This is a genomic window from Kitasatospora sp. NPDC087315 (genome assembly GCF_044744345.1).
Classification (GTDB): Bacteria; Actinomycetota; Actinomycetes; order Streptomycetales; family Streptomycetaceae; genus Kitasatospora.
In genome coordinates, this window is record NZ_JBIUYD010000018.1 from 152,174 (window position 1) to 175,402 (window position 23,229).

Below are 23,229 nucleotides of genomic sequence, written 5' to 3' on the forward strand. Positions count from 1 at the left end.
GGAGGAAACCGTGGAGGAGACCGTGGAAGAGATCTGGGAGCCGCACGCCCCCACCGCGTCCGGCCGTCCCCGGCCGCTGACCGTCGAGGGCCTGGACCTCCTGGTCACCGGCACCGCGACGGCGCGCACGACGGACGAGGGGGTCGTGGAGGTCACCGCGGACGGCGAGGGCGAGGTACGGATCGAGTGGCGCCTCCCGTGCGTCGACGCGACCGCCTTCTGGACCCCCGACCCCAAGGGCACCGGCTGGCTGCCGGCCGCCTGGAGCGCCCCCCGCCGGGTGACCCTGGCGCGCGGCGCCCCGGTCGCCGCCCTGGTCGGCACCGGCGACATCGCGATCTGCGCCTTCGCCGCCGACCGCCCCGACGTCCTGGCCGGGGCCGGAGTCCTGGAGGAGACCGGCGAGTTCCGCTTCTGGGTGCAGGCGACCGGGCGGCTGACCGTCCGGATCGACACCTCCCGCCGGCACTTCGCCCGCTGCCTGGCCGCCATCGCCGGCTGGTGGTGGGCCGACCGCGAGGCGTCCGTCCCCGAGGCCGCCCGGCTGCCCGCCTACTCGACCTGGTACTCGCTGCACCAGGACATCAGCCCCGAGGCGGTGGAGACCCAGGCCGCGCTCGGCAAGGAGCTCGGGCTGGACAGCATCATCGTCGACGACGGCTGGATGACCGCCGACCGCACCCGGGGCTACGGCCACTGCGGCGACTGGGAACCGGTCTCGCTGCCCGACACCGCCGCCCACGTCCGGCGCGTCCACGACCTCGGGGTGCGGTACCTGCTCTGGTACGCCCTGCCGTTCATCGGCAGGGACAGTGCCGCCTGGGAGCGGCTCGGCCGGTACGCGCTCGCCGACGCCGCCCACATGGGCGCGATCGTCGCCGACCCGCGTTACCCGGTGGTGCGCGAGCACCTCACCGAGCGGCTCGCCCGGGCCGTGGAGGAGTGGGGGATGGACGGGCTGAAGATCGACTTCGTGGACTGGTTCGGCGTCGAGAACCCACCAGCCGCCGGCCCGGAGGCGGACTGCGGGACGGTCGCCGAAGGCCTCGAACTGCTCCTCGCCGAGATCCGCCGGCGGATCACCGCCGTCCGGCCGCAGGCCATGATCGAGTTCCGGCAGCCGTACGTCAGCCCCGGCCTCTGGCCCTACGTCACGATGATCCGGGCCACCGACTGCCCGCTCAGCCCGGCCGAGAACCGGCAGCGCACCATCGACACCCGGCTGGTGGCCGGCCCGATCGCGGTCCACGCCGACATGCTCATGTGGCACCCGGCCGAACCCCCCGAGCAGATCGCCTGCCACCTCATCAACGTGCTGTTCTCCGTGCCGCAGATCTCGGTGGACCTGGCGGTCCAGACCCCGGAGCAGCGGGAGACGATCGCCTTCTGGCTCGGCGTCTTCCGCGAGCACCTGGGGACGCTGCAACTCGGCGAACTGCGCCCGGCCCGGCCCGACCTGGGCTACCCCCTGGTGACCGCCGTCGGCGGCGACACCGTGGCGGTCGCGCGCTACGCCCCGTGGCCCGTCCGGATCGGCTCGGATCCGTGGCGCACCCTCCTGGTCGCGAACGCGGACGCGGACCCGGAGGTCCGACTGGTCGGCGGCGGGGGACTGGCGGAGGCCGTCGTCCACGACGCTCGCGGACGGCAGGTCCGGCAGGGCACCATCGACCTGGCCGGCGGTGCGGTCGTCCCCGTGCCGCGCGGGGGGCTGCTGACCCTGCGCCGGGCGGAGCCGGGCCGAGGGTGAGGCCGCCGTCCACCGGTCACCACTGATGAGCCCGATCCAGCCAGCGGAGAGCAGATGAGCCAGGGACCACGTCGGCCGCGGGGCGGCGCCACCACCATCGAGGACGTCGCCCGCGCGGTCGGCGTGTCCCGGCAGACCGTCTCCAACGCCCTCAACGCGCCGCACCGGGTCCGCCCGGACACCCTGGAGCGGGTGACCGCGGCGATCGAGCGGCTCGGCTACCGGCCGGACCAGTCGGCCCGGTCGCTGCGCACCGGCGCCCGGCGCACCCTCGGCTACCTCGCGCCGACGGACGACCCGTTCGACCCCAATCCGCTGATGGCGGGTTTTCTGGAGGCCCTGGTCGACGCGGCCGGGGCCGAGGGGTACCGGGTGCTGCTCTTCCGGCCGCCGCCCGGTACGGCGGACCCGCGGCCGACGATCGACGAGGTGGTCGCCGCCCGGCAGGTGGACGGGCTCGTCCTGGCGGACGTGCTCCACGACGACCCGCGGGTCGGCCACGTCGCCGCGGCGGGGATCCCGTTCGCGGCCTTCGGCCGGATCGGCGAGGGCGGTCCGCGGCACTGGGTCGACATCGAAAACGGGGCGGCGATGGCGGAGGTCGTCCGGCACCTGGCGGAGCGCGGCCACCGGCGGATCGGCTTCGCCGGGCCCCCGGCGGGCCTGCCCTGGATGGCGGCGCGGCGGGAGGGCTTCCGGGCGGAGGCGGTCCGGCAGGGGCTGGAGGTCTCCGAGCCGGTGGCGCCGGCGGCCGTCGGGGAGATCAGGGCGCTGCTGCGGGGGCCGGACCGGCCGACGGCGGTCGCGGCCGGCAGCGACCTGCTGGCGCTGGACGTCTACGAGGCGATCCGGGCCGAAGGCCTGGTCGTCGGCCGTGATGTCGCGGTGGTCGGGTTCTACGACACCCCGATCTGCCGGCACCTGCATCCCGCGCTGACGTCCGTCCGGCTGCCGCTGCGGGCCATCGCCTCGGCGCTGGTCCGGCTGCTGCTGGCCCAGCTCCGCGGCGAACCGCAGCCGGAGGCCGGGCTGTTGCTGCCGACCGAGCTCGTCGTGCGCGACAGCTCCCGGTGACCGGCCGGCCGAGCCGGCGGTGCCGCCCGGCCCTGCGGCCGGTGGGCCGGGCGAGGTCAGGACGCGGGGACGACGATCAGCTCGCCGACGAGGCGGGCGGCGGCCTCGCGGTCCTCGTCGGGCAGGGCGTCGTCGGTGACCAGGACGTCGATCTGGTCCAGCGTGGCGAACGAGGCGAGGCCGACGGCGTTCCACTTGGTGTGGTCGGCGGCGACCACGACCCGGCGGGCCGACTGGAGGAAGGTGCGGTTGGTCTCCGCCTCGGCGAGGTTCGGCGTGGTCAGTCCCGTGGCCGGCGAGAGGCCGTGGCAGCCGAGGATGAGCACATTGACGTGCAGGGACCGGATGGCCTGGTCCGCCACCGGGCCGACCAGGCCGTCCGACGGGGTGCGGACGCCGCCGGTGCGGATGACCGTGGCGGAGGGCGGGGTGCCGTCCTCCGCGGGCTGTTCGAGCACGTCGGCGATCCGCAGCGAGTTGGTGACGACGGTCAGGCCCTCGACCGCGCGCAGGTGGCGGGCCACCGCGTGGGTGGTGGTGCCGGCCGCCAGGCCGACCGCAGAGCCGGGCGGCACCAGCCCGGCGGCGGCCCGCGCGATCGCCTCCTTGGCGGGCAGCTGCCAGGACGCCTTCGTCTCGAACCCCGGCTCGCCGCTGAGCGGGGCGTCCACCTTCACGGCGCCGCCGTGGACCTTGTGGATCAGACCCCGGCGGGCGAGCGCGTCCAGATCCCGGCGGACGGTCATGTCGGAGACGCCGAGGTCCCGGACGAGTTCGGTGACCCGGACGCCGCCCTGCGCGCGGACCAGGTCGAGGATCTGGACGCGCCGCTGTCCGGCGAGCGGTTGGGCACTGTCGCGCATCGGGCGGCCTCCTGGCGGCGCGGTGATCGGTGAAGAGTGATCGATGAAGGTGGTCAACGCCATGATGGCAGGTCGTGGCGGGGCGCGCCCACCAATTCTGTTGCGTTTTGTTGGATGTTGTTTGATTATGATGTTGCCTGGCCGGGCCCACCGGCCGGCCGCCGGAACGCCTTCGGGAGGAAGACATGGCCAGGACCGTGACCGAGCCGACGGCGCCGCCGTCGGCGGCGGGGACGGAGAGGACGGTGACCAGGCTGGCGGACGGCCGGGAACTCGTCTACTTCCACACCGGGGCCGCCCCCCGCCCGGCCACCGACCGGCGCCCGCTGGAACCCGCGGCCGACCGCCCCGAGGTGCGCCTCGACCCGGCCACCGGCGACTGGGTCACCATCGCCGCGCACCGCCAGGTCCGCACCTACCGGCCGCCGGCCGACGAATGCCCGCTCTGCCCGTCCCGGGACGGGCGGCTCAGCGAGATCCCCGCCGGGGACTACCAGGTCGCCGTCTTCGAGAACCGCTTCCCCTCGCTCGCCGGAGCGCCCGGCGCGCCGTCCGCCGATGCCACCGATCCCGCCGAGGGCGGGCTGCACACCGCCCGGCCCGGCTCCGGCCGGTGCGAGGTGGTCTGCTTCACCGCCGACCACGGAGCCTCCTTCGCCGACCTCGACGAGGCCGGCGCGCGGCTGGTGCTGGACGCCTGGACCGACCGCACCGCCGAACTCTCCGCCCGGCCCGGCGTCGCGCAGGTGTACTGCTTCGAGAACCGCGGCACCGAGATCGGCGTCACCCTCGCCCACCCGCACGGCCAGATCTACGCGCTGCCCTTCACCACCCCCCGCACCGCCCGGATGGCCGGACAGGCCGGCCGCCACCGCGCCGCCACCGGCCGCAACCTCTTCGAGGACCTGCTCGCCGCCGAACGCGCCACCCCCGAACGGCTGGTGCTCACCGGAACGCACTGGACGGCCTTCGTCCCGTTCGCCGCCCGCTGGCCCTACGAGGTCCACCTCTACCCCCACCGCCGCGTCCCGGACCTCACCCGCCTCACCGAGGACGAACGCGCCGAGTTCCCCGGGCTCTACCTCGAACTGCTGCGCCGCTTCGACCGGCTCTTCGGCACCCCGGAGGCCCCCGTGCGCACGCCCTACATCTCCGCCTGGCACCAGGCGCCGCGCGAGGGCGGCGCCGAACTCGCCCTGCACCTGGAGCTGTTCACCATCCGGCGGGCCGCCGACAAGCTCAAGTACCTGGCCGGGGTCGAGTCCGGCATGGACGCCTTCGTCAACGACATCGCCCCGGAGGCGGCCGCCCGGCGGCTGCGGGAGGTCGCCTCGTGACCGGGCCCGCGAGCAGCGCCACCACCCCGTCCCTCCACCCGGGAGAGCAGACACCATGACCACCTTCCACGAGCTCTTCGGCCACGCCCCGACCGGGGAGTGGGCGGCACCGGGCCGGGTGAACCTGATCGGTGAACACACCGACTACAACCTCGGGTTCGTCCTGCCGATCGCCCTGCCGCAGACCGTCCGCGCCCGGGCCCGCCGACGCGACGACGGTCGGCTGCGGCTCTACAGCGCCCAGGGCGACGGCCGGGTCGCCGAGCTGGCCGTCGCCGACCTCGCCCCCGGCACGGTGGCGGGCTGGGCGGGCTATCCCGCCGCCGTGGTCTGGGCCCTGCGGCAGGCCGGCCACCCGGTCGGCGGCGCCGACCTGCTCCTCGACAGCGACGTGCCGACCGGCGCGGGCCTCTCCTCCTCCGCCGCGCTGGAGTGCGCGGTCGCCTCCGCCTACAACGACCTGTACGGCCTCGGCCTCGCCGCCCAGGACCTCGCGGTCGTCGCACAGCAGGCCGAGAACCGGTTCGTCGGCGTGCCCTGCGGCGTGATGGACCAGATGGCGTCGATGTGCGGCCGCGCGGGAACCGCGCTCCACCTGGACGCCCGCGACCTGTCCATCCGGCACGTGCCGTTCGACCTGGCGAGCGCGGGCCTGCGGCTGCTGGTCATCGACACCCGGACCAGGCACGACCTCGCCGACGGTGCGTACGCGGCGCTGCGCGCCGGCTGCGAGCGGGCCGCGGCGCTGCTCGACCTGCCCGCCCTGCGCGACGTTCCGCCGTCCGGCCTCGATCCCGCGCTCGGCCGGCTGCCCGCCGAACTGCGGCCGCTGGTACGGCACGTGGTGACCGAGAACGAGCGGGTGCGCCGGGCCGTCGCCCTGCTCGACGCCGGTGACCCGGCCGGGCTCGGGCCGGTCCTCACCGCCGGGCACGCCTCGCTGCGCGACGACTACCGGGTCTCCTGCCCGGAGACGGACCTGGCGGTCGAGGCCGCCCTGTCCGCCGGGGCGCTCGGCGCCCGGATGACCGGCGGCGGCTTCGGCGGCTCGGTGATCGCCCTGGTGGCCGTGGGCGCCGCCGACGAGACGGCGGCCGCGGTGGCGGCGGCCTTCCGGCGGGCCGGGTACCCCGAGCCGGGCCTCGTCCACGCGATCGCGTCCGCCGGGGCCCGTCGGGTGTCCTGACGGACCCCGGCAGGGGGGCGGCCGGTCCGCGTGTTCCGTCCCCGCCCCGCTGACCGGGCGTCACGACTCCAGGACGGAGAGCGGTTCGGGGAGCGCGCTCTCGGCGCACGGGATGACGGTCCTGATGATCTCCATGGTCCGCTCGGTGAGGTCGGCCCGGTTGCCGAGCACCCAGGAGATGTGCTGGGCGCCGAAGAAGGCGGAGACCAGCACCTTGGCGAGGACGGCGGGCGTGGTCGAGCGGGCGAGCTCGCCGCGCTCGGCCCCGTGCTCCAGCCAGGAGCAGATCAGCGCGGTGTAACCCTGGTAGGGCAGCGGGAGTTCGGCCTCGATCGCCGCCCGCTCGATCTGCAGCCGGGCGCCGGCCTGCATCACGGTGTCGTCGCGCAGGGCCGCCGCCGTGCGCAGCAGCAGTTCGGCGACGGAGGCGATCGGCGGCCGGCCGAGCTGCTCCACCCGGCCCGCGATGGCCGCGATGCGGCGGTAGAACTCGTCGGCGATGCTGAGGGCGAGGGCTTCCTTGTTGGCGTAGTGGAAGTACACCGCGCCCTTCGTCATCCCGGACAGCTGGGCGACGTCGAGGATGGTGACGGCGGGGAAGCCGTTCTCGGCGAAGGCCTGGGCGGCGGCGTGCAGGATCCGCTCCTGGGTGCGGACGGCCCGTTCCTGTTTGAGTTCCTTGCCCCGGGCCGTCTGCGGCGGGGTGGTGGTGGGCCCGGGGAGGCGTTGTCCCTGCGGCGCTCTCATGATCGGCCTCTCTCGGACGCGGTGGACGGGGGTGCGGCGGACGCTGGTGCCACACGACGTAACAGTGAACGGCCGGCCCTTGAAACAAACCTTCGTAAAGGTAGATTTGAGAGCGCTGGCGGGCCGGGCCCGTAAGGGCTCGCCCACGACCTCTGGGGGGAGAACATGCGGCAATACCATGTGCGACGTGCGGTCCGGAGAACGGTGACGCGGCGGGTGACCCGGCGGCCGGGACCGTGACGGCCGCCCCGGTCCTGGCCGGCCCCACCCCGCCAGGAGCCCGACTGACGTTCGACCGGACGATACCCCGGCACCTCGTCCACCGTGCGGCCGTCGCCGAGGTGTTCGTGACGGACGCGGTCGCGCTCGGCGGCGACCGCTTCCTGGTCGGCGCGCAGTGGCCGAGGGACCACGCGCTCTACCACCCGGACCCGCAGGGGGTGAGTGATCCGCTGCTCTTCGCGGAGACCATCCGTCAGGCGCTGGTCTGTCTCGCGCACTGGCACTACGGAGTGCCGCTGACCCACCGGTTCGTGGGCAGCGACATGGACTTCGAGATCACCGACCCCGGGGCGCTGCGGGTCGGCACGGAGCCGCTGCGGGCCGAACTCCTGGCGCGGTGGCACTGGGTGGACAACCGGCCGCCGCGACGGTTCGGGATGCGGCTGGAGGTGGTGCTCAGCATCGCGGGCCGCGAGTGCGGCCGTGGCGGTCTGCGGGTCGTCGCCCTCGACGAGCGGACCTACCGGGTGCTGCGCGGGCGCCGCTCCGAGGCCGGTCCCGGCCCGGCCGGGCCGGTTGCCGGGGGGACCGTCGCGCCGGAGGCGGCGCGCCGGAGGGTCCGGCCGTGGCGGGTGGGCAGGCTGCGGGGCAAGGACAGTGTGCTCGTCCCGGGCCCGTCGCCGCGCGAGTGGCGGATGCTGGTCGACCTCGACCACGCCATCCTCTTCGACCACCCCACCGACCATGTGCCGCTGATGGCCCTGCTGGAGGGCGTCCGGCAGTTGGGGCACCTGCTGGTCCACGACCCCACGGCGGGACCGCCCGTCGTCGGCCCGCGGGCCCTTGGCCCGCAGGTCCTCCTCGCCCTGACGACACGCTGCCTGGCCTTCGCGGAGCTGGACGAGCCCCTTCTCCTCGCGGTGCGGGGCGGGGTGACGAGGGCGTCCGGCCGGGGGCGGCTGGCGATCGACGTGCTCCAGGGAAACACGGTGCTCATGACATCGGAGACGGACTGGGGCGGGGCCGGTCCGGGTGATGCGATGGCGAACCATGGACTCCGACCTCCCTTTTTCGTGACCGCCGACAGGCACCCTTAGAAATACCGTCGGGAAGGAATGGGAGCAACGGGATCATCCTTTCCTTGAAGATCCCTTTACCGTGAGCCGGGGTGCCGGCCGCACTTCGGGGCGTTCCCGGGTGGGGGCCGGCCGCCGGTCCGGTTCGGCGGCCGGTGGCCGGAGTGACAACTGACTGCTCGTCATAATTCCTTGCAGGTAGCGGAAGTGTGTCCATCAGTGCGCGCCGGTCCGGCCGGGACCGGCGGTCGGGCGGTGGCGTGGCCCGGCCCGCACGGCCGCACCACCGGCCGTGCGGGCCCGGTGAATCGTCCTTCACCAAACCTTCCATCGTCGTTCTCCTCCCGCGGCGCCGGCCGTCGCCCCGTCGAACCGCGCGTCCCTCGTTCCGCGTCCACTCTCCCGCCCGCGCCCCCCGCTCCGTACCGGAGGAACCGCATGGCCGTCCCAGAGCCCACCCGGCTGGTGTTCAGCGACGTCGACGAGACGCTGCTCACCCGCAAGAGCCTGTTCGACTTCCTGGACTACTACTTCACCCGCCGCTACGGTGCCGCCGGTGCGCGGCACGTCGACCAGACGCGCCGCTGCCTGACGGCCCTGGCGGCGGCCGGCGCCCCGCGGGAGCGCGGAAACCTGGCCTACTACCGGGCGTGGGAGGGTCAGCACGAAGCCTCGGTCGCCGAGTCGGCGCGGCGCTGGTTCGTCGCGGCCAGCGCCGAGAAGGGCTTCTACCGGGCGCGGACCCGCGCCGAACTGCGGCGGCACCAGGCCGAGGGCGGCCTCCTGGTGCTGGTGTCGGGCGGGTTCCCGGCCCTCCTGGAGCCCGTCGCCGCGGACATCGGCGCACGGCACCTGGTGTGCACCAATCCCGAGGTCCGCGAAGGCCGTTACACCGGCGGGGTGGTCGGTGACCCGGTCATCGGCGCGGGCAAGGGGGCCGCCGTGCGCCACCTCATCGGCGCCTACCCGCACCTCGGGCCGCAGGAGTGCTACGGCTACGGCGACCACGTCTCCGACCTGCCGATGCTGGCCGAGGTCGGCCACCCGGTGGTGGTGGGCGCGGACCCGGCCCTGCTGGCCGCGCTGCCCGGTGCGCGGGTCCTGCCGGACTGACGCCCGCGGCCGGTCAGGCCGCGGGCGGCAGGACGAGCCGCCAGATCTCCTGGACCTGTGCGGGGAAGGTGTCCAGCCGGCACGCGGAGGTGGCGGTGTAGTAGGTGCCGAAGACGGAGGCGATCACGAACCCGCTGAGCGCCGAGGGTTCGTGACCGTCCTCCAGTTCGCCGAGCCGCTGGGCATCCCGGACCAGACGGGTCATCACCAGGGACAGGTCCGTGATCACGTCAGGGGTCTGGCTGCGGGACTGGGCCTCCTCGACGACCAGGTGGAGCCCGGCCCGGAAGCGCAGACAGGTGTGGAGCAGACCGACGAGGCCGAAGGTGATCTGACGCAGCACCCCGAGCGGGTGCCGGTCGGATTCCTCGACCTGGTCGAGGACGCCGCGCCAGGCATGGTCGAAGGGGGCGGTGAGCGCCGCGGCGAGTTTCTCCTTCGAGGAGAAGTGCGCGTACAGCGCGCCTTTGGTCATTCCCGTCCGGACCGCTATGCGTTGCAGGTTCGCTCCGGCGTACCCGTGCCGGACGAACTCGTCGGCAGAGGCGTCGAGGAGCAGCTCATGCGTCCTCCACGCCCGTTCCTGCTTGATCACGATGCCTCTCAGCCGTTGTCGGCGAACGTGGCCGGCGAAACGCCGGAACCGTCTTCTGTGAATCTTTTACCGCGGGCGGGTCCGGCAACAAGGGCGGTGCGGCGGGCGGTGGACGATTGAGCCATCTTCGGCCGGTCGCCGGAGCGGTGTGCGGCGGCCGTGCGCGGTCGCGGGCGCCGTGTGCGCGGGCGTGTGCGCAGGTCGGGGCGGGAGGTTGCAAAGTCGTCGACCGCTCCGTCAAAACTGACGTTCGAGAAGGTATTTTTGTCTGCGGTCGATCGCGCAGACGCATCATCGGTGCACCATACAAGGGGGAGTGAACGTCACATGCGGTCAGACGACATTCAGGACGTGGCGCCGGCCGGAAGACCCCTCCTACAGACGTTCATGGAGGAGGTCTTCGACTCGCTGCACCGTGCCGATCAGCGTCGCTGGGCCCGGGCGTACCTGGGCGGGCTGCTCAGCGTCCCCGGCAAGAAGACGCTGCAGCAGCTGGCGCGGACGGTCGCGCCGACCTCGGCCGCCGTCCACGGGCTGCAGCAGTTCATCAACGCCAGCCCGTGGGACTGGGGGCCGGTGCGCCAGGCACTGGCCCGGACGGTGGCCGAGAGCGCGGTGCCGCGCGCCTGGAGCGTGGCGGAACTGACCATCCCCAAACGCGGCGACCACTCGGTGGGGGTCCACCGGCGCTTCGACGCGGCATCCGGACGAACCGTCAACTGCCAGCAGGCGAGCGGCTCCTTCCTGGTCACGGACACCCACTGCGTCTCGGTGGACTGGCGGCTGCTGCTCTGCGAGGCCTGGTGCGAGGACGAGCGGCGCCGCCGGCGGGCCCGGATCCCGGACGGGGTCGCGGCCCGGCCCTCCTGGACCCACGTCCTGGACTTCGCGACCGCGGTCGCCGCCCACCCCCGGCTGGCCTCCGTGCCCTGGGTGCTGGACCTGCGGCACGAGCCCGACATCGCACCGGTGGCCGCCGGACTCGCCCAGCTGGGCATGGACTTCGTCTGCGAGGTGGGCCCCGGGCAGCCGGTGCGGCCCCCCGCCCGCACACCGTCCCCGCCGGTGGGGATCGGGGCGCTGATGGCGCGCAGCCAGACCCGCCAGCCGCATCTGGTGGTCCGTCAGTTGCCGTCCGGCCGGCCCGAACCGTTCACCGTCCACTCGGGGCTGGTCCGGCTGCCCCGGACGGAGGCCTCCGGCGCCGCGCCCCGGCGCACCTACCGGGTGCTGGTCAGGCCCGCCCCGAGCGGGCAGCACCCCGCCCGGTACTGGATCACCAGCCTGACCGAACGCCGGGTGGAGGACGTGCTGGCGCTCGCCCGGGCCGTCCCGGCGGCCGAGCGCGCCATGGCCGACCTGGCGGAGAACTTCGGGGTCCTGGACTTCGAGGGCCGCTCCTACCCGGGCTGGCACCACCACATGACGATGGCCTCGGCGGCCGCCGCCTACAGCCGGCTGCACACCGGCCCCGCCGGCGCGCGGGCCCCGCTCACCGCCCGGGTGCCCGCGCACCGGGCGGCCGGGCCGGAGCGCCGCTCCGCCTGACCGCCGGCCGGGCTCCGCGGGCGCCGGCCGGGGCCCGCGGAGCCCTGCGACTTCCGGAGGTCGCGCTTGTCCGGAGGCGGCCGCGCGCCCGAGAATGGAACCGGCGCGGGAATCCCCGGAGCCGTTTTCCGGAAAGGCCGCGGAAATCGCGGGCCGCCCCGCCGCAATTCCCTGTTCCGTTCGGTGACACCGGTACGCCTTGGCGCTGCCGGTCCGCTGTGCCTGCATTGTGCCTGCGTTATGCCGGGTCGCATACCGGTAATCGCCGAAATCAAGCGAAGGATCGAGGATGACTGTCGCGAATTCAGCTCCGGCCGAGGGGCGACTGCTCCGGGCCGGTTATTCGGACGAGACCCGGGAATGGCTGGCGCGGGTGGAGAAGATCGCCCCGCTGGTCGAGGAGAACCGCGAGCGCGGCGACCGGGAGCGGGTCACCCCGCGCCCGGTCTTCGAGGCGCTGCGCGACGCCGGGATCCCGCGGATGTGGGTGTCACGGCAGCTCGGCGGCGGGCAGGTGAGCATCGAGACGGGTTCGGCGGTGATCCAGGCCCTGGCGCAGCTGGACCCGTCCGTCGCCTGGCAGATGGGCGTCCAGGGTGCCATCGGCCGGCTCTCGGACTACCTCCCCGAGCCCACCGCGCGCCGCCTGTTCGAGGAGCACACCGGTTTGGTGGTCGGCGGCGTCAACCCGTCCGGATTCGCCGAGGCCACCGACGGCGGCTTCACCCTCAACGGCGAATGGGCGTTCGCCAGCGGGTCCGCCCACGCCGACTGGCTGGTCTGCGCGGCCTGGGTGACCGAGGGCGGGGAGGTGCGCCGCACCGAGGCCGGCCCGGAGCTGCGCCAGCTCTTCGTCCGCGCCTCGGACGTCGAGATCCGCGACACCTGGCACACGGTCGGCCTGCGCGCGACCGGCAGCAACCACTACCGGGTGGAGAACGTGCGCGTGCCGGTGGAGTACACCGTCGCGGGCGCGGAGATGTACCGCCCGCCGGCGCCGAGGGCGTCCCGGGCCTACGACATCAGCTACTACGACTTCGGCCCGTTCACCTCGGCCTCGACGGCCCTGGGGATCGCGCAGAACGCCGTCGACTCCTTCAAGGAGCTCGCCGCGGGCAAGACCAGGACGGCCGGCAGCAGCACCCTCGCGCAGAGCCACGTCGTCCAGGAGAAGCTGGCCCGGGCGGAGTTCCAGGTGTACGCGGCGCGGGTCCTGCTGCTCGACACCGCCCGCCGGGTCCAGGAGTTCGGCCCGACCGGCGGCGACCCGCTGAGCGCCGTGGCCCGGCTCACCGCCGCCACCGTCGCCGAGCAGGCGGTGGCGGCCGTGGACGCCGCGTACGACCTCGCCGGGGCCACCTCGGTCTACGAGACCAGCCGGCTCGAACGCTGCTTCCGCGACGTCCACTCGGCCGTCAAGCACATCACGCTCTCGCCGACCCACTTCGAGATGGCCGGCCAGTACCTGCTCGGCGGCGGTCTCCAGATGCGGCGGTAGCACCGCGCCACCGTCCTGCCCGTGTCACCGTCCTGTTCGTGTCACCGCACCGCCGCTTCGCCGTTCCGCCGCGCCACCGCACCGCCCGTGTCACCGCTCCCACCCTCCGCCTTCGGACAACTGAGATGAGGAAACAGGCATGGAGACGATGAAGGCCGTACAGCTTCTGGCCCCGCGCAAACCGGTACTGGCCGAACTGCCCATCCCGAAGACGCCCGCCGACGGGCTGCTCATGAAGACCCGCTGCGTGTCGATCTGCTCCACCGACATCTCCTTCTTCGAGGGCCATCTCTTCCCCTCCGAGTACCCGGTGATCCTCGGTCACGAGTACCTGGGCGAGGTCATCGACATCGGCCCCGAATTCGACCAGCACGGCGCCGACATCGCCGTCGGCGACCGCGTCGTCTACTGGGGCCAGACCGACTTCGGCGGGTTCGCCGAGTACCGCACCGTGCGGCCGATCTTCTCCGGGCAGGTGAAGGAGGACGTCTTCGCCGCCGACCGCAACTTCCACGACGACCACCGGGCCGCGGCGGTGAAGATCCCGCAGGAACTGAGCGACCTGGAGGCGTCGTTCATCGAGCCGGTCACGGGCGCGCTGCGCTCGGTGCTCTCCAACCCGCCGCAGGTCGGTGACCGGGTCCTGATCCTGGGCACCGGCCCGATCGGTGTGATCGCGGGGAGCATCATCCGCCGGCTGCTGGCCCCCAACTCGGTCGTCTCGGTGGACGCCAACCCGGCCCGCAACGATTTCGCCGAGCAGCAGTTCTCCCAGCGCTCCTACCTGCCGGGCGAGTTGATCGAGACCGTCGAGGACGGCGCCTTCGACTACGTCTTCGACGCGCTGCCCACGGTCAAGGTCTCCGACGAGACCAAGGACCCGCGCCGGGTGGCGATGCGCAAGCTCCGGGCCGGCGGCCAGTACGTGCTGTACGGGGCCTCGCAGGAGATGCAGAAGTTCGACACCTGGCTGATGCTCGCCAAGGGCATCACCATCCGGTCCGCGCCCTTCGACGTGACCAGCTTCCCGATGCACAAGAGCGCCAATGTGATCGCCTCGGCCATGCAGATGCTGCTGTCGGGCGTGGTGAACGGCAAGGCCCTGCTCTCCACCGTGCACAAGTTCAGCGACTACGACGGTCTGGTGGACATCTTCGAGAACTACCGGAGCACGACCGATCTCAAGACGATCGTCGACTTCCGCTAGGACTTCTCCGAGGCAGCCACCCCCGCCCCGTCCACCGCCGCGATTCCCCGAGAGAGGTACGTCGGATGCACGAGCAGAGGAGCGCGGCGCCGCCCGGCGGGGCCGGACTCGTGGTGGTGGCCAACCGGTTGCCGGTGAGTCTGGAGCGCGACGCGGACGGCACCGAGCGGTGGCGGCACAGCCCGGGCGGGCTGGTCAACGCCCTCGAACCGTTCCTGCGCGCGCACCAGGGGGCCTGGGTGGGCTGGCCCGGCGCGAGCGGTGCGAGCGCGGCGCCGCCCCCGCAGGACGACGGCCTGCGACTGCACCCCGTCGAGCTGACCGCCGAGGACGTCCGCGACTTCTACGAGGGCTTCTCCAACGCGACGCTCTGGCCGCTCTACCACGACGTGGTGATGCCCCCGGAGTACCACCGCCACTGGTGGGACGCCTATGTCCGGGTCAACCGGATCTTCGCGAAGGCCGCCGCCGAGGTCGCCGCCCCCGGGGCCACCGTCTGGGTCCAGGACTACCAGCTCCAGCTGGTGCCCGCGATGCTGCGGGAGCTGCGGCCGGACGTCCGGATCGGGTTCTTCCTGCACATCCCGTTCCCGCCGGTGGAGCTGTTCATGCAGCTCCCCTGGCGCACCGAGATCGTCCGGGGCCTGCTCGGCGCCGACCTGATCGGATTCCAACGCCTGGGCGGTGCAAGGAACTTCCAGTGGCTGGCCGAGCGGCTGGCCGGTCGGCGGCCGGACCGCGAAACCCGCGACCCGGCGGACGGGCCCGGGCGGCTGCGGGTCGGCGGGCGCGGCGTCACGGTGGGTGCCTTCCCGGTCTCGGTGGACGCGGCGGCCCTGGGCCGGCTGGCACGGAGCCCCGGGGTCCGGCGCCGGGCCCGGCAGATCCGCGCCGAACTCGGCAACCCGCGCCGGATCGTGCTCGGCGTGGACCGGCTCGACTACACCAAGGGCATCGACGTCCGGCTCCGGGCCGTGCACGAGATGCTGGCGGCGGGCCGGATCAAGCCGGAGGAGGTGACGATGGTTCAGATCGCCACCCCCAGCCGGGAACGCGTCGACCACTACGTCCGGATGCGGGAGGACATCGAGCGCACGGTGGGGCGGATCAACGGGGAGTTCGGGCGGGTCGGCTACCCGGCCGTGCACTATCTGCACACCTCGGTCGGGCCGGAGGAACTCGTCGCCTTCTACTGCGCGGCCGACGTCATGCTGGTCACGCCGCTGCGGGACGGCATGAACCTGGTCTGCAAGGAGTACGTGGCCTGCCGGTACGACCTCGGCGGCGCCCTGGTGCTCAGCGAGTTCGCCGGTGCCGCAGCCGAGCTGGAGGCGGCGTTCCAGGTCAACCCGCACCACCTGGACGAGGTGAAGTCGGGGCTGGCCCTGGCCCTCGACGTCCCGGCGGAGGAGGGGGCCCGGCGGATGGCGCAGTTGCGCCGACAGGTGCTCGGCCATGACGTCGGCCACTGGGCGCAGTCCTTCCTGAGCGCCCTCGACGGGACGGCCGGGCCGGCCGGCGGCCCGGCCGCCGCCACGACACCGGCGACCGCGCCGACCGTCCGCGCGCCGTCCCCCGACTCGCCCGCGAGCACGATGACCTGGGGCCCGACGTCCGCTCCCGGCCGCACGACCACGTGACCGGGCCGGCATCCGCCGCCCGACGGCCCGCGCGCGGGCCCGCTCCTGAACCGACCGAGAACGGAGGCCCCGATGCCCGTCAACCAGGCCGACTTCACCCTGGCGATGTCCCGTGTCCCCTCGCCCGTCACCGTCGCCACGACGGTGGACGCGGTCGGCCGCCACTGGGGTTTCACCGCGAGCTCCTTCACCTCGCTCTCCCTCGACCCGCAGCTCGTCCTGATCTGCCTGGACAAGGCCGCCAGTACCCACGCCGCCTTCCTGGCGGCCGAGCACTTCCTGGTCAACGTCCTGGCGCACGACCAGGCCGAGGTGGCCCGGCGGTTCGCCACCTCGGGCATCGACCGCTTCGCGGCCGGCGACATGGTGCCCTGCGAACTGGGGCTCCCCGGGCTGGCCTCGGCGTCGGCCCGGGTCGCCTGCGCCACCCACCGGATCCTGGACGGCGGCGACCACAGCATCCTGGTCGGCCGGGTGGAGCGGACGCACGCCGGCAGCGGCCCGCCCCTGGTCTACAGCGACCGGGCGTTCACCCGGCCCGAACCGGCCGCCCGGCTGGCCCGGGCCCGGTGACCGGCCCGGTCGCCGCGGTCTGCCCGCTCTGCCTGGTCTGCCCGCTCTGCCTCGTCGGCCTGAACGGCCTGCCGCGCCCGGCCGGGCGACGCCGGTGAAGCGCGTCCGGCTGGCCGTCCTCGGTACCGCCCACGTCCACCTCGCCGACCACCTCGACGTGGTGGCCGCGGACCGGCACACCGAACTGGCCGCCGTCCACCGGGGATCGGGCCCCTGGCCGCCCCGGCTGGCCGGTGTACGGCCGGCGACCGCCGACGAGGCGCTGGCCGGGGCCGATGCCGCACTGGTCGCCTCGACCACGGCCGAACACGGCCCCCTGCTGCGCCGGGTGGCCGCCGCCGGGCTGCCGGTGCTGGTGGAGAAGCCGCTCGCCGGCTCGGCCGCGCAGACCGCCGAACTGCTCGCGGTGCTGGCGTCCGGCGGCCGTCCGGCGACCACCGCGATGTTCCTGCGCTGCGCCCCGGCGTTCGGACGGCTGCGGGCTCTGCTGGCCGCCCGGGCGTTCGGCGAACTGGCCTCGGTGGAAGCCGGGTTCAGCCATCCGGGGCTGCCGGACGGCCTGTTCGACGGCCCGGCCGGCTGGATGCTGGACGCGGCGCACGGCCCGGCCGGCGCCTTCGCCGACCTGGCCGTCCATCTGGTGGACCTGCTCGGCTGGCTGGCGCCCGGGGCCGGCCTGCGGGTGCTCGGGGCGGTGCTCCGGCACCGGCCGGGCCTGGCCGCGGACGTCGGCGGGGCGGCGCTGCTCTCCTGGGGCGGGGTGCCGGTCTCGGTGCGCGCCGGGTGGGCCTCCCGCCCCGGCGGTGTGTCGGTGCGGGTGGAGGGGGAGCGCGGGACGGCCCGGGTGGACGGTGGCCGGCTGACCCTCACCGGCGCGGGTGAGCGGGTGGAGGAGTATCCGCCGCCGCGGGCCGGTGCGGCCCTGGAGGGGTTCCTGGCCGGCCTGCGCGGTGAACGGCGCTGGGCGGCGCCGACCTGCGCCGAGATCCTGCGCGGCGCCCGGGTCATGGACGCGATCGGACGGCGGACTTCCCAAAGTCTCATCGATCCGGCCCCGAGCACCCCACAACCGGCCTGCCATCCTAAATAATACGTATTGTCGTACGGAGCCTGCTCTGGGCGCCGGGAACACAACCGGAGGAGAATCAATGTCTTCGCCCCTATCCCCAACCCCGTTGATGGACCTGACCCTGGGCGTGTACGCGTTCAAGGGGCTGGCGCTGGCGACCGAGCTCGAGGTCTTCACCGAGCTGGCCGGCGGCAAGGGCGTCACCCTGGACGCGTTCGCGCGGCGGCACGGGATCCACGAGCGCCCGGCCGAGCTGCTGCTCACGGCGCTGGTCTCGCTCGACCTGCTGGTCCTCGACGACGAGGGGTTCTACCGCAACTCGGCGGTCTCCGAGGAGTTCCTGGTCAAGGGCAAGCCGCGGTACTTCGGCGGCTGGGTGACGCTGGTCGACAAGCACGAGTACCCGGCCTACATCAAGATGCTGGACTCGCTGCGCGGCAACCACCCGACCACCTGGGACGTGGAGAACCAGAAGTCGCTGTTCCAGCCGGACGACCCGGTGGTCAAGGAGCACTTCTGGGACGCGATGCACTCGCTGTCCGCCTACACGGCCGGCCGGCTCGCGGAGTCGATCGACTTCAGCGGGATCAAGCGGCTGCTGGACGTCGGCGGCGGCGGCGCGGCGTACGACATCGAGCTGTGCCGTCGTCACCCGCACCTGAAGACCACCGTGTTCGACCTGCCGTTCGTCTGCGAGCTCACCAGGCCCCGGGTCGAGGCGGCCGGCCTGGCCGACCGGATCGACTTCGCCAGCGGCGACTTCTTCGAGGTCGGCGGGGTGCCCGGCGGCTACGACGCGATCCTGCTCTCCAACATCCTGCACGACTGGGGCATCGAGGACGCGCGCAAGATCCTGCGGGCCTGCGCCGAGGCGCTGCCCTCCGGCGGTGTGCTGCTGGTGACCGAGTCCTTCGTCGACGACGACAAGCGCGGGCCCGCGCCGGCGGCGCTGATGAGCCTGAACATGCTGGTCGAGACCTGGGGCCGGAACTACACGGCGGCCGAGTACGGGGAGTGGGCGGCCGAGTTCGGGCTCAAGCCCGAGGGCGTCGTCCCGTTCGAGGGCCAGGGCGCCAACGGCGTCTGGGTCGCCCGCAAGCCCTGAGCCACCCCGGTGGCCGCCGCGACCGCTCGCACCCGGTCGCGGGCACCGCACCCCGAAACGCCCGGCCGGTTCTCCCCGGCCGGGCGTTTCGGTGCTGTCCGGCTGTGCTCAGCGCAGCAGCGCGGCGCCGCTGCCGACGGCCGGGTGGACCGGCGGCGGTGACACCTGCGCCGGCCGCCCGTCCGCGAACTCCTTGCGCAGCACCGGGACGACCTCCTCGCCGAGCAGGTCGAGCTGCTCCAGCACGGTCTTCAGCGGCAGTCCGGCGTGGTCCATGTTGAACATCTGCCGCTGGTAGTCGCCGAAGTACTCGCGGAAGCGCAGGGTCTTCTCGATCACCTGCTGCGGGCTGCCGACCGACAGCGGGGTGATGTCCATGAACTCCTCCAGCGACGGGCCGTGCCCGTACACCGGGGCGTTGTCGAAGTACGGCCGGAACTCCCGTACCGCGTCCTGGGAGTTCTTGCGCATGAAGGCCTGGCCGCCGAGGCCGACCACGGCCTGTTCGGGCGTGCCGTGGCCGTTGCGGGCGTAGTGCTCGCGGTAGAGCGCGATCAGCTCCTGGAAGTGCTCCTTGGGCCAGAGGATGTTGCTGGCGAAGAAGCCGTCGCCGTAGTAGCCGGCCTGGATGGCGATCTCGGGGCTGCGGATGGAGCCGTGCCAGACGAACGGCGGGACGCCGTCCAGCGGGCGCGGGGTGGCGGTGAAGGACTGCAGCGGGGTGCGGAAGCGGCCCTCCCAGTCCACCACCTCCTCGCGCCACAGGCGGTGCAGGAGCGCGTAGTTCTCGATCGTGAGCGGGATGCCCAGGCGGATGTCCCGGCCGAACCAGGGGTAGACGGGCGCGGTGTTGCCGCGCCCGAGCACCAGGTCGACGCGGCCGTCCGCGAGGTGCTGGAGCATCGCGTAGTCCTCGGCGATCTTCACCGGGTCGTTGGTGGTGATCAGGGTGACGGCGGTGGAGAGGATGATCCGCTCGGTGCGCGCGGCGATGTAGGCGAGCAGGGTGGTGGGAGAGGTCGGCACGTGCGGCGGGTTGTGGTGCTCGCCGGTCGCGAAGACGTCGAGCCCCACCTCCTCCGCCTTGGCGGCGATGGCCACCATCGCCTTGATGCGCTCGTGCTCGGTGGCGGCGCGGCCGGTGGTCGGGTCGGGCGTGCAGTCGCCGACGCTGTAGATCCCGAACTGCATGGGTGTCCTCGCAGGGGTGGCAGTGGCAGGTCGTGACGCGCCGGCCACCCGGCCGCGGGGGCCGTGCGGGGATCCGGTGCGTGGGTTCAGCCGGCGGAGTCGGGCCGGTGGCGGGCCGCCTGGACGGCTTCGTCGTCCAGGGCGCCGGCCAGGATGGCGTCGAGCAGCCCGGGGTAGCGGGCGTCCAGGTCGGTGCGGCGCAGCGAGAGCAGGTTCTCCCGCCCGGACGGCTCCTGCCGGATGACGCCGCTGTCGCGCAGGACGCGCCAGTGGTGCGTCATCGTCGACTTGGCCGTCACGCCGAGGACGTTCAGGACGCTGCCGCAGTTGTGCTCCCCGCCGGCGTCGAGGACCCGGACGACGGCCAGCCGTACCGGGCTGCCCAGGGCCGACAGGACACTCTCGATCCGGATCTGGTCGCGTTCTGGGTGGCGAAAACTCATGCTGCCACAGTACCGCGACAGTCCAACAGTGCTCAGCCCCCACCGGACGCCCTTTCCCCGTCTCGTTCCGTCCCCCGCTCCGGCCGGGGGCCGGAACGAGGTTGCCGAACAGTCCTAGAGTACGCAAAGATACAAACAGTCGTACTCAGGACGGGCATTCCTGCCCGAGATTCCCCCCGGCCCCGGGCCGCCCGAGACCGGATCCGAGAAGGGTGCACTCCCATGTCCACTTCGTCCGCGCCCACGGGCCCCGCCCAGGGGGGCGCCCGGCACCTGGGCTGGACCCTGGCGCTGCTGGCACTGGCCCAGCTGATCTACGCGCTGGATCTCAACATCGTGTTCGTCGCCCTGCCCGAGATCGGTTCCGACCTCGGGTTCCCCGGCCAGACCCAGCAGCTCGTGGTCAGCGCCTACGTCGTCTTCGCCGGCGGCTTCCTGCTCTTCGGCGGGCGCGCCGCCGACCTGCTCGGGCGCCGCCGGATGTTCGTGCTGGCCCTCACCGTCTACGCGGTCTCCTCGCTGGCCGGTGGCCTGGCCGGCAACCCCGGCGTGATCATCACGGCCCGGGCGATCCAGGGCATCGGCGGCGCGCTGCTGCTGCCGGCCACGCTCTCCCTGATCAACACCCTGTTCGACGAGGGCCCCAAGCGGAACCGCGCCCTCGCCGTCTGGGGCGGCGCGGGCGCCAGCGGTCTGACCCTCGGTGCACTGCTCGGCGGCGTCCTCACCGAGAACTTCGGCTGGCCGGCCGTCTTCTACGTCAACGTCCCGCTGGCCGGCCTGGTCGCCCTCGCCGCGCTGTTCGTCATCCCGCGCGACGCGCCCCGCACCGAACGCCGCCGCTTCGACCTGCCCGGCGCCCTGAGCGTCACCGGCGGCTCCACGCTGCTCGTCTTCGCCCTCGTCCAGGGCCCCGAACTCGGCTGGCTCAGCGGCTGGGTGGTCGGCGCGTTCGTCCTCGCGGTGGCCCTGCTCGGGCTCTTCGCGCTGATCGAGACCCGCAGCGCCGACCCGCTGCTGCCCTTCCGCGTCTTCCGCAACCGCAACCTGACCGGGGGAGCGGCCATCACCTTCATCTACATGGCCACCTTCGGCGTGCTGCCCTACTTCCTCACCGTGCTGCTGCAGACCGTCCACGGCTACAGCGCCCTGGAGACCGGCCTCGCCTTCCTCGTCCCGTCCCTGGCGATCGCCACCGGCACCCAGCTCGGTGAACGCCTCACCACCCGCAACGGCCTGCGGCCCACGCTGATCGGCGGCTTCGTGGTCGGCGCCGTCGGCACCACGGCCCTCGCCTTCGGCTTCGACGCGGACGCCGGCTACCTGGCGCTGCTGCCGGGCCTGATCGTCTCCGGCGTCGGCCAGGGTGTCGTCTGGACCGCGATGTGGATCGCCGCCGCGACCGGCACCCCCGACCACGAGCAGGGCGTCGCCAACGGCGCCGCCTCCACCGCGCTCAACCTCGGCAACGCCATCGGCCTGGCCGTCTTCACCGCCATCGCCGACGCCGGCACCGGCGGCAAGACCGGCCACGACCTGCTCTCCGCCACCGCAGACGGCGAGTTCCTGGTCGTCCTGCTCACCGCGGCCGGGATGCTCCTCGGCCTGCTGATCACCCTCACCCTGCGCGGCGGCCGGGCCCAGCCGCCCGCCGCGCCCACCACCCCGACCGAGGAGGCGCTCGCCGCCCACTGATCTCGGGGCCCGCCGATCTCCGGACGGCGGGCGGTGGACCCGGCCTCCCCGGCGCCGGGCACCGCCCGCCGTCCGGTTGGCGTGCCCGCCCGCCGGGTGCCGCGCGAACCTCCCGAAGTCTCCCCGGACCGTTCCCCGATGATTGCCGACCGTCCGACGATACGAAAGAGTACGTACTGTTCGGTCGGTCCGCCCCCGGCACCGGCCGAGGACCGCCCCGGCCCCGAGGAGACCCCAGATGCGGATAGCCGTCACCGGCTCCATCGCCACCGACCACCTGATGACCTTCGCCGGACGGTTCGCCGACCAGCTGCTGCCGGACCAACTCGCCCACGTCTCACTGTCCTTCCTCGCCGACGACCTCAAGGTCCACCACGGAGGGGCGGCGGCCAACATCGCGTTCGGGCTCGGCCGCCTCGGCCTGGCCCCGCTGCTGGTCGGCGCCGCCGGCACCGACTTCGCCGACTACCGCGCCCGGCTGGACGCCCACGGCGTCGACACCGGCGCCGTCCACGTCAGCGAGACGCTCCACACCGCCCGCTTCGTCTGCACCACCGACGCCGACCAGAACCAGATCGCCACCTTCTACCCCGGCGCCATGTCCGAGGCCCGCCGGATCGACCTCGCGCCGCTCGCGGCCCGCCCCGGCGGCCTCGACCTGGTCCTCGTCGCGCCCGACGACCCCGCCGCGATGCTGCGCCACACCGACGCGTGCCGCGCGCTGGACATCCCCTTCGCGGCCGACCCCTCCCAGCAACTGGCCCGCCTCACCGGGCCGGAGGCCCGCCGGCTCGTCCTCGGCGCGACCCTGCTCTTCACCAACGAGTACGAGGCCGCCCTGCTCCAGCACCGGACCGGCCTGGCCCGCGCGGAGATCCTCGCGCAGGTCGGCACCTGGGTCACCACCCTCGGCCCCGGCGGGGTGACCCTCTCCCAGGACGGCCGGCCCGACCTCACCGTCCCCGCCGTGGAGACCACCGCCGTCGTCGACCCGACCGGCGCGGGCGACGCCTTCCGCAGTGGCTTCCTCACCGGCCTGTCCTGGCAGTGGTCCAGGGAGGCGTCCGCCCAGCTGGGCTGTGCGCTCGCCACCACCGTCCTGGAGTCGGCCGGCAGCCAGGAGTACAAGCTGTCCGCCGCCGACCTCGCCGCCCGCACCGAACGGGCCTACGGGCCGCGGGCCGCCGACGCGCTGCGCCGGCGCCTGGAGGACGTCCTGTGACGTGCCGCCACGCCCACCGCACGCCCCGGACGCCCTGAGCCGGGACCTGGCCGACCGCGTCGGCGTTCCGGCCGG

The 23,229-nt window shown here is 73.6% G+C and carries 20 protein-coding genes; 15 read left to right on the plus strand and 5 right to left on the minus strand.

Translation table 11 applies throughout. From position 1 onward, the window contains the following. Positions 1–10: 10 nt before the first annotated feature. Both ACIO5D_RS25170 and ACIO5D_RS25175 read left to right on the plus strand, forming a co-directional pair. A complete protein-coding gene (locus ACIO5D_RS25170; RefSeq protein ID WP_400797952.1) occupies positions 11–1,750 on the plus strand; it encodes a glycoside hydrolase family 36 protein in 1,740 nt (579 codons plus the stop codon). 54 nt (positions 1,751–1,804) lie between these two features. Beyond that, positions 1,805–2,824 carry a LacI family DNA-binding transcriptional regulator gene (locus ACIO5D_RS25175; RefSeq protein WP_400797955.1) on the plus strand — a complete coding sequence of 340 codons (1,020 nt, stop codon included), beginning with the start codon at positions 1,805–1,807 and terminating at the stop codon, positions 2,822–2,824. A 56-nt stretch (positions 2,825–2,880) separates the two neighbouring features. Here the strand turns inward: ACIO5D_RS25175 and ACIO5D_RS25180 are convergent, their stop codons facing one another. Beyond that, positions 2,881–3,687 (minus strand): DeoR/GlpR family DNA-binding transcription regulator, encoded by an 807-nt coding sequence (locus ACIO5D_RS25180; RefSeq protein WP_363608437.1) that lies wholly within the window; start codon positions 3,685–3,687, stop codon positions 2,881–2,883. 185 nt (positions 3,688–3,872) lie between these two features. On the opposite strand from ACIO5D_RS25180, the gene galT reads away from it, so the two are divergent. Beyond that, positions 3,873–5,024: a galactose-1-phosphate uridylyltransferase gene (gene galT / locus ACIO5D_RS25185; RefSeq protein ID WP_363608439.1), complete on the plus strand. Its 1,152-nt coding sequence runs from the start codon at positions 3,873–3,875 to the stop codon at positions 5,022–5,024. Between the two features lie 55 nt (positions 5,025–5,079). Next, positions 5,080–6,210, plus strand: coding sequence for a galactokinase (gene galK / locus ACIO5D_RS25190; RefSeq protein ID WP_400797958.1), 1,131 nt, complete (start codon positions 5,080–5,082; stop codon positions 6,208–6,210). Positions 6,211–6,270: 60 nt separating this feature from the next. Here the strand turns inward: galK and ACIO5D_RS25195 are convergent, their stop codons facing one another. Beyond that, positions 6,271–6,957, minus strand: coding sequence for a ScbR family autoregulator-binding transcription factor (locus tag ACIO5D_RS25195; protein ID WP_400797961.1), 687 nt, complete (start codon positions 6,955–6,957; stop codon positions 6,271–6,273). Positions 6,958–7,193: 236 nt separating this feature from the next. On the opposite strand from ACIO5D_RS25195, the gene ACIO5D_RS25200 reads away from it, so the two are divergent. Beyond that, entirely contained in the window at positions 7,194–8,276 is a 1,083-nt protein-coding gene (locus ACIO5D_RS25200; protein ID WP_400797964.1) for a ScbA/BarX family gamma-butyrolactone biosynthesis protein, read from the plus strand. 417 nt (positions 8,277–8,693) lie between these two features. Further along, the gene (locus ACIO5D_RS25205; RefSeq protein WP_363608447.1) at positions 8,694–9,368 is read left to right on the plus strand and encodes an HAD-IB family hydrolase; all 675 of its coding nucleotides are present in this window, start codon (positions 8,694–8,696) and stop codon (positions 9,366–9,368) included. Positions 9,369–9,381: 13 nt separating this feature from the next. Here ACIO5D_RS25205 and ACIO5D_RS25210 read toward each other — a convergent pair whose 3' ends face one another. Further along, entirely contained in the window at positions 9,382–9,963 is a 582-nt protein-coding gene (locus tag ACIO5D_RS25210) for a TetR/AcrR family transcriptional regulator (protein WP_363608449.1), read from the minus strand. A 327-nt stretch (positions 9,964–10,290) separates the two neighbouring features. Here ACIO5D_RS25210 and ACIO5D_RS25215 point away from each other — a divergent pair, with 327 nt between their 5' ends. The 7 genes from ACIO5D_RS25215 (at position 10,291) to ACIO5D_RS25245 (ending at position 18,603) form a co-directional block, all read left to right on the plus strand. Next, positions 10,291–11,511, plus strand: coding sequence for a transposase (locus ACIO5D_RS25215; protein WP_363608451.1), 1,221 nt, complete (start codon positions 10,291–10,293; stop codon positions 11,509–11,511). A 289-nt stretch (positions 11,512–11,800) separates the two neighbouring features. Next, positions 11,801–13,009, plus strand: a complete 1,209-nt coding sequence (locus ACIO5D_RS25220) for an acyl-CoA dehydrogenase family protein (protein WP_363608453.1) — start codon at positions 11,801–11,803, stop codon at positions 13,007–13,009. A 139-nt stretch (positions 13,010–13,148) separates the two neighbouring features. Beyond that, entirely contained in the window at positions 13,149–14,216 is a 1,068-nt protein-coding gene (locus tag ACIO5D_RS25225) for a zinc-binding dehydrogenase (protein WP_400797968.1), read from the plus strand. 65 nt (positions 14,217–14,281) lie between these two features. Further along, complete coding sequence (locus ACIO5D_RS25230; RefSeq protein WP_400797970.1) at positions 14,282–15,856, plus strand: trehalose-6-phosphate synthase; 1,575 nt, start codon at positions 14,282–14,284, stop codon at positions 15,854–15,856. Between the two features lie 72 nt (positions 15,857–15,928). Further along, complete coding sequence (locus ACIO5D_RS25235; protein WP_363608459.1) at positions 15,929–16,429, plus strand: flavin reductase family protein; 501 nt, start codon at positions 15,929–15,931, stop codon at positions 16,427–16,429. 94 nt (positions 16,430–16,523) lie between these two features. Further along, a complete protein-coding gene (locus tag ACIO5D_RS25240) occupies positions 16,524–17,519 on the plus strand; it encodes a Gfo/Idh/MocA family oxidoreductase (protein WP_363608461.1) in 996 nt (331 codons plus the stop codon). 58 nt (positions 17,520–17,577) lie between these two features. Next, on the plus strand, positions 17,578–18,603 hold the full coding sequence (locus ACIO5D_RS25245; protein WP_400797973.1) for a methyltransferase: 1,026 nt from the start codon (positions 17,578–17,580) through the stop codon (positions 18,601–18,603). A 108-nt stretch (positions 18,604–18,711) separates the two neighbouring features. Here ACIO5D_RS25245 and ACIO5D_RS25250 read toward each other — a convergent pair whose 3' ends face one another. Both ACIO5D_RS25250 and ACIO5D_RS25255 read right to left on the minus strand, forming a co-directional pair. Next, a complete protein-coding gene (locus tag ACIO5D_RS25250) occupies positions 18,712–19,794 on the minus strand; it encodes an LLM class flavin-dependent oxidoreductase (RefSeq protein ID WP_400650751.1) in 1,083 nt (360 codons plus the stop codon). Positions 19,795–19,880: 86 nt separating this feature from the next. Next, complete coding sequence (locus ACIO5D_RS25255; RefSeq protein WP_363608467.1) at positions 19,881–20,237, minus strand: helix-turn-helix domain-containing protein; 357 nt, start codon at positions 20,235–20,237, stop codon at positions 19,881–19,883. Positions 20,238–20,459: 222 nt separating this feature from the next. On the opposite strand from ACIO5D_RS25255, the gene ACIO5D_RS25260 reads away from it, so the two are divergent. Continuing rightward, positions 20,460–21,932, plus strand: a complete 1,473-nt coding sequence (locus ACIO5D_RS25260; RefSeq protein WP_400797976.1) for an MFS transporter — start codon at positions 20,460–20,462, stop codon at positions 21,930–21,932. A gap of 238 nt (positions 21,933–22,170) precedes the next feature. Then, positions 22,171–23,154 (plus strand): carbohydrate kinase family protein, encoded by a 984-nt coding sequence (locus ACIO5D_RS25265; RefSeq protein WP_400650746.1) that lies wholly within the window; start codon positions 22,171–22,173, stop codon positions 23,152–23,154. Positions 23,155–23,229 lie beyond the last annotated feature (75 nt).

Coding starts and splice junctions, on each gene's coding strand:
- ACIO5D_RS25175 (WP_400797955.1), top strand. CDS start 1,805: ATGAGCCAGGGACCACGTCGGCCGCGGGGCGGCGCCACCACCATCGAG.
- ACIO5D_RS25180 (WP_363608437.1), bottom strand. CDS start 3,687: ATGCGCGACAGTGCCCAACCGCTCGCCGGACAGCGGCGCGTCCAGATC.
- galT (WP_363608439.1), top strand. CDS start 3,873: ATGGCCAGGACCGTGACCGAGCCGACGGCGCCGCCGTCGGCGGCGGGG.
- galK (WP_400797958.1), top strand. CDS start 5,080: ATGACCACCTTCCACGAGCTCTTCGGCCACGCCCCGACCGGGGAGTGG.
- ACIO5D_RS25195 (WP_400797961.1), bottom strand. CDS start 6,957: ATGAGAGCGCCGCAGGGACAACGCCTCCCCGGGCCCACCACCACCCCG.
- ACIO5D_RS25205 (WP_363608447.1), top strand. CDS start 8,694: ATGGCCGTCCCAGAGCCCACCCGGCTGGTGTTCAGCGACGTCGACGAG.
- ACIO5D_RS25215 (WP_363608451.1), top strand. CDS start 10,291: ATGCGGTCAGACGACATTCAGGACGTGGCGCCGGCCGGAAGACCCCTC.
- ACIO5D_RS25220 (WP_363608453.1), top strand. CDS start 11,801: ATGACTGTCGCGAATTCAGCTCCGGCCGAGGGGCGACTGCTCCGGGCC.
- ACIO5D_RS25225 (WP_400797968.1), top strand. CDS start 13,149: ATGGAGACGATGAAGGCCGTACAGCTTCTGGCCCCGCGCAAACCGGTA.
- ACIO5D_RS25230 (WP_400797970.1), top strand. CDS start 14,282: ATGCACGAGCAGAGGAGCGCGGCGCCGCCCGGCGGGGCCGGACTCGTG.
- ACIO5D_RS25235 (WP_363608459.1), top strand. CDS start 15,929: ATGCCCGTCAACCAGGCCGACTTCACCCTGGCGATGTCCCGTGTCCCC.
- ACIO5D_RS25245 (WP_400797973.1), top strand. CDS start 17,578: ATGTCTTCGCCCCTATCCCCAACCCCGTTGATGGACCTGACCCTGGGC.
- ACIO5D_RS25250 (WP_400650751.1), bottom strand. CDS start 19,794: ATGCAGTTCGGGATCTACAGCGTCGGCGACTGCACGCCCGACCCGACC.
- ACIO5D_RS25255 (WP_363608467.1), bottom strand. CDS start 20,237: ATGAGTTTTCGCCACCCAGAACGCGACCAGATCCGGATCGAGAGTGTC.
- ACIO5D_RS25260 (WP_400797976.1), top strand. CDS start 20,460: ATGTCCACTTCGTCCGCGCCCACGGGCCCCGCCCAGGGGGGCGCCCGG.
- ACIO5D_RS25265 (WP_400650746.1), top strand. CDS start 22,171: ATGCGGATAGCCGTCACCGGCTCCATCGCCACCGACCACCTGATGACC.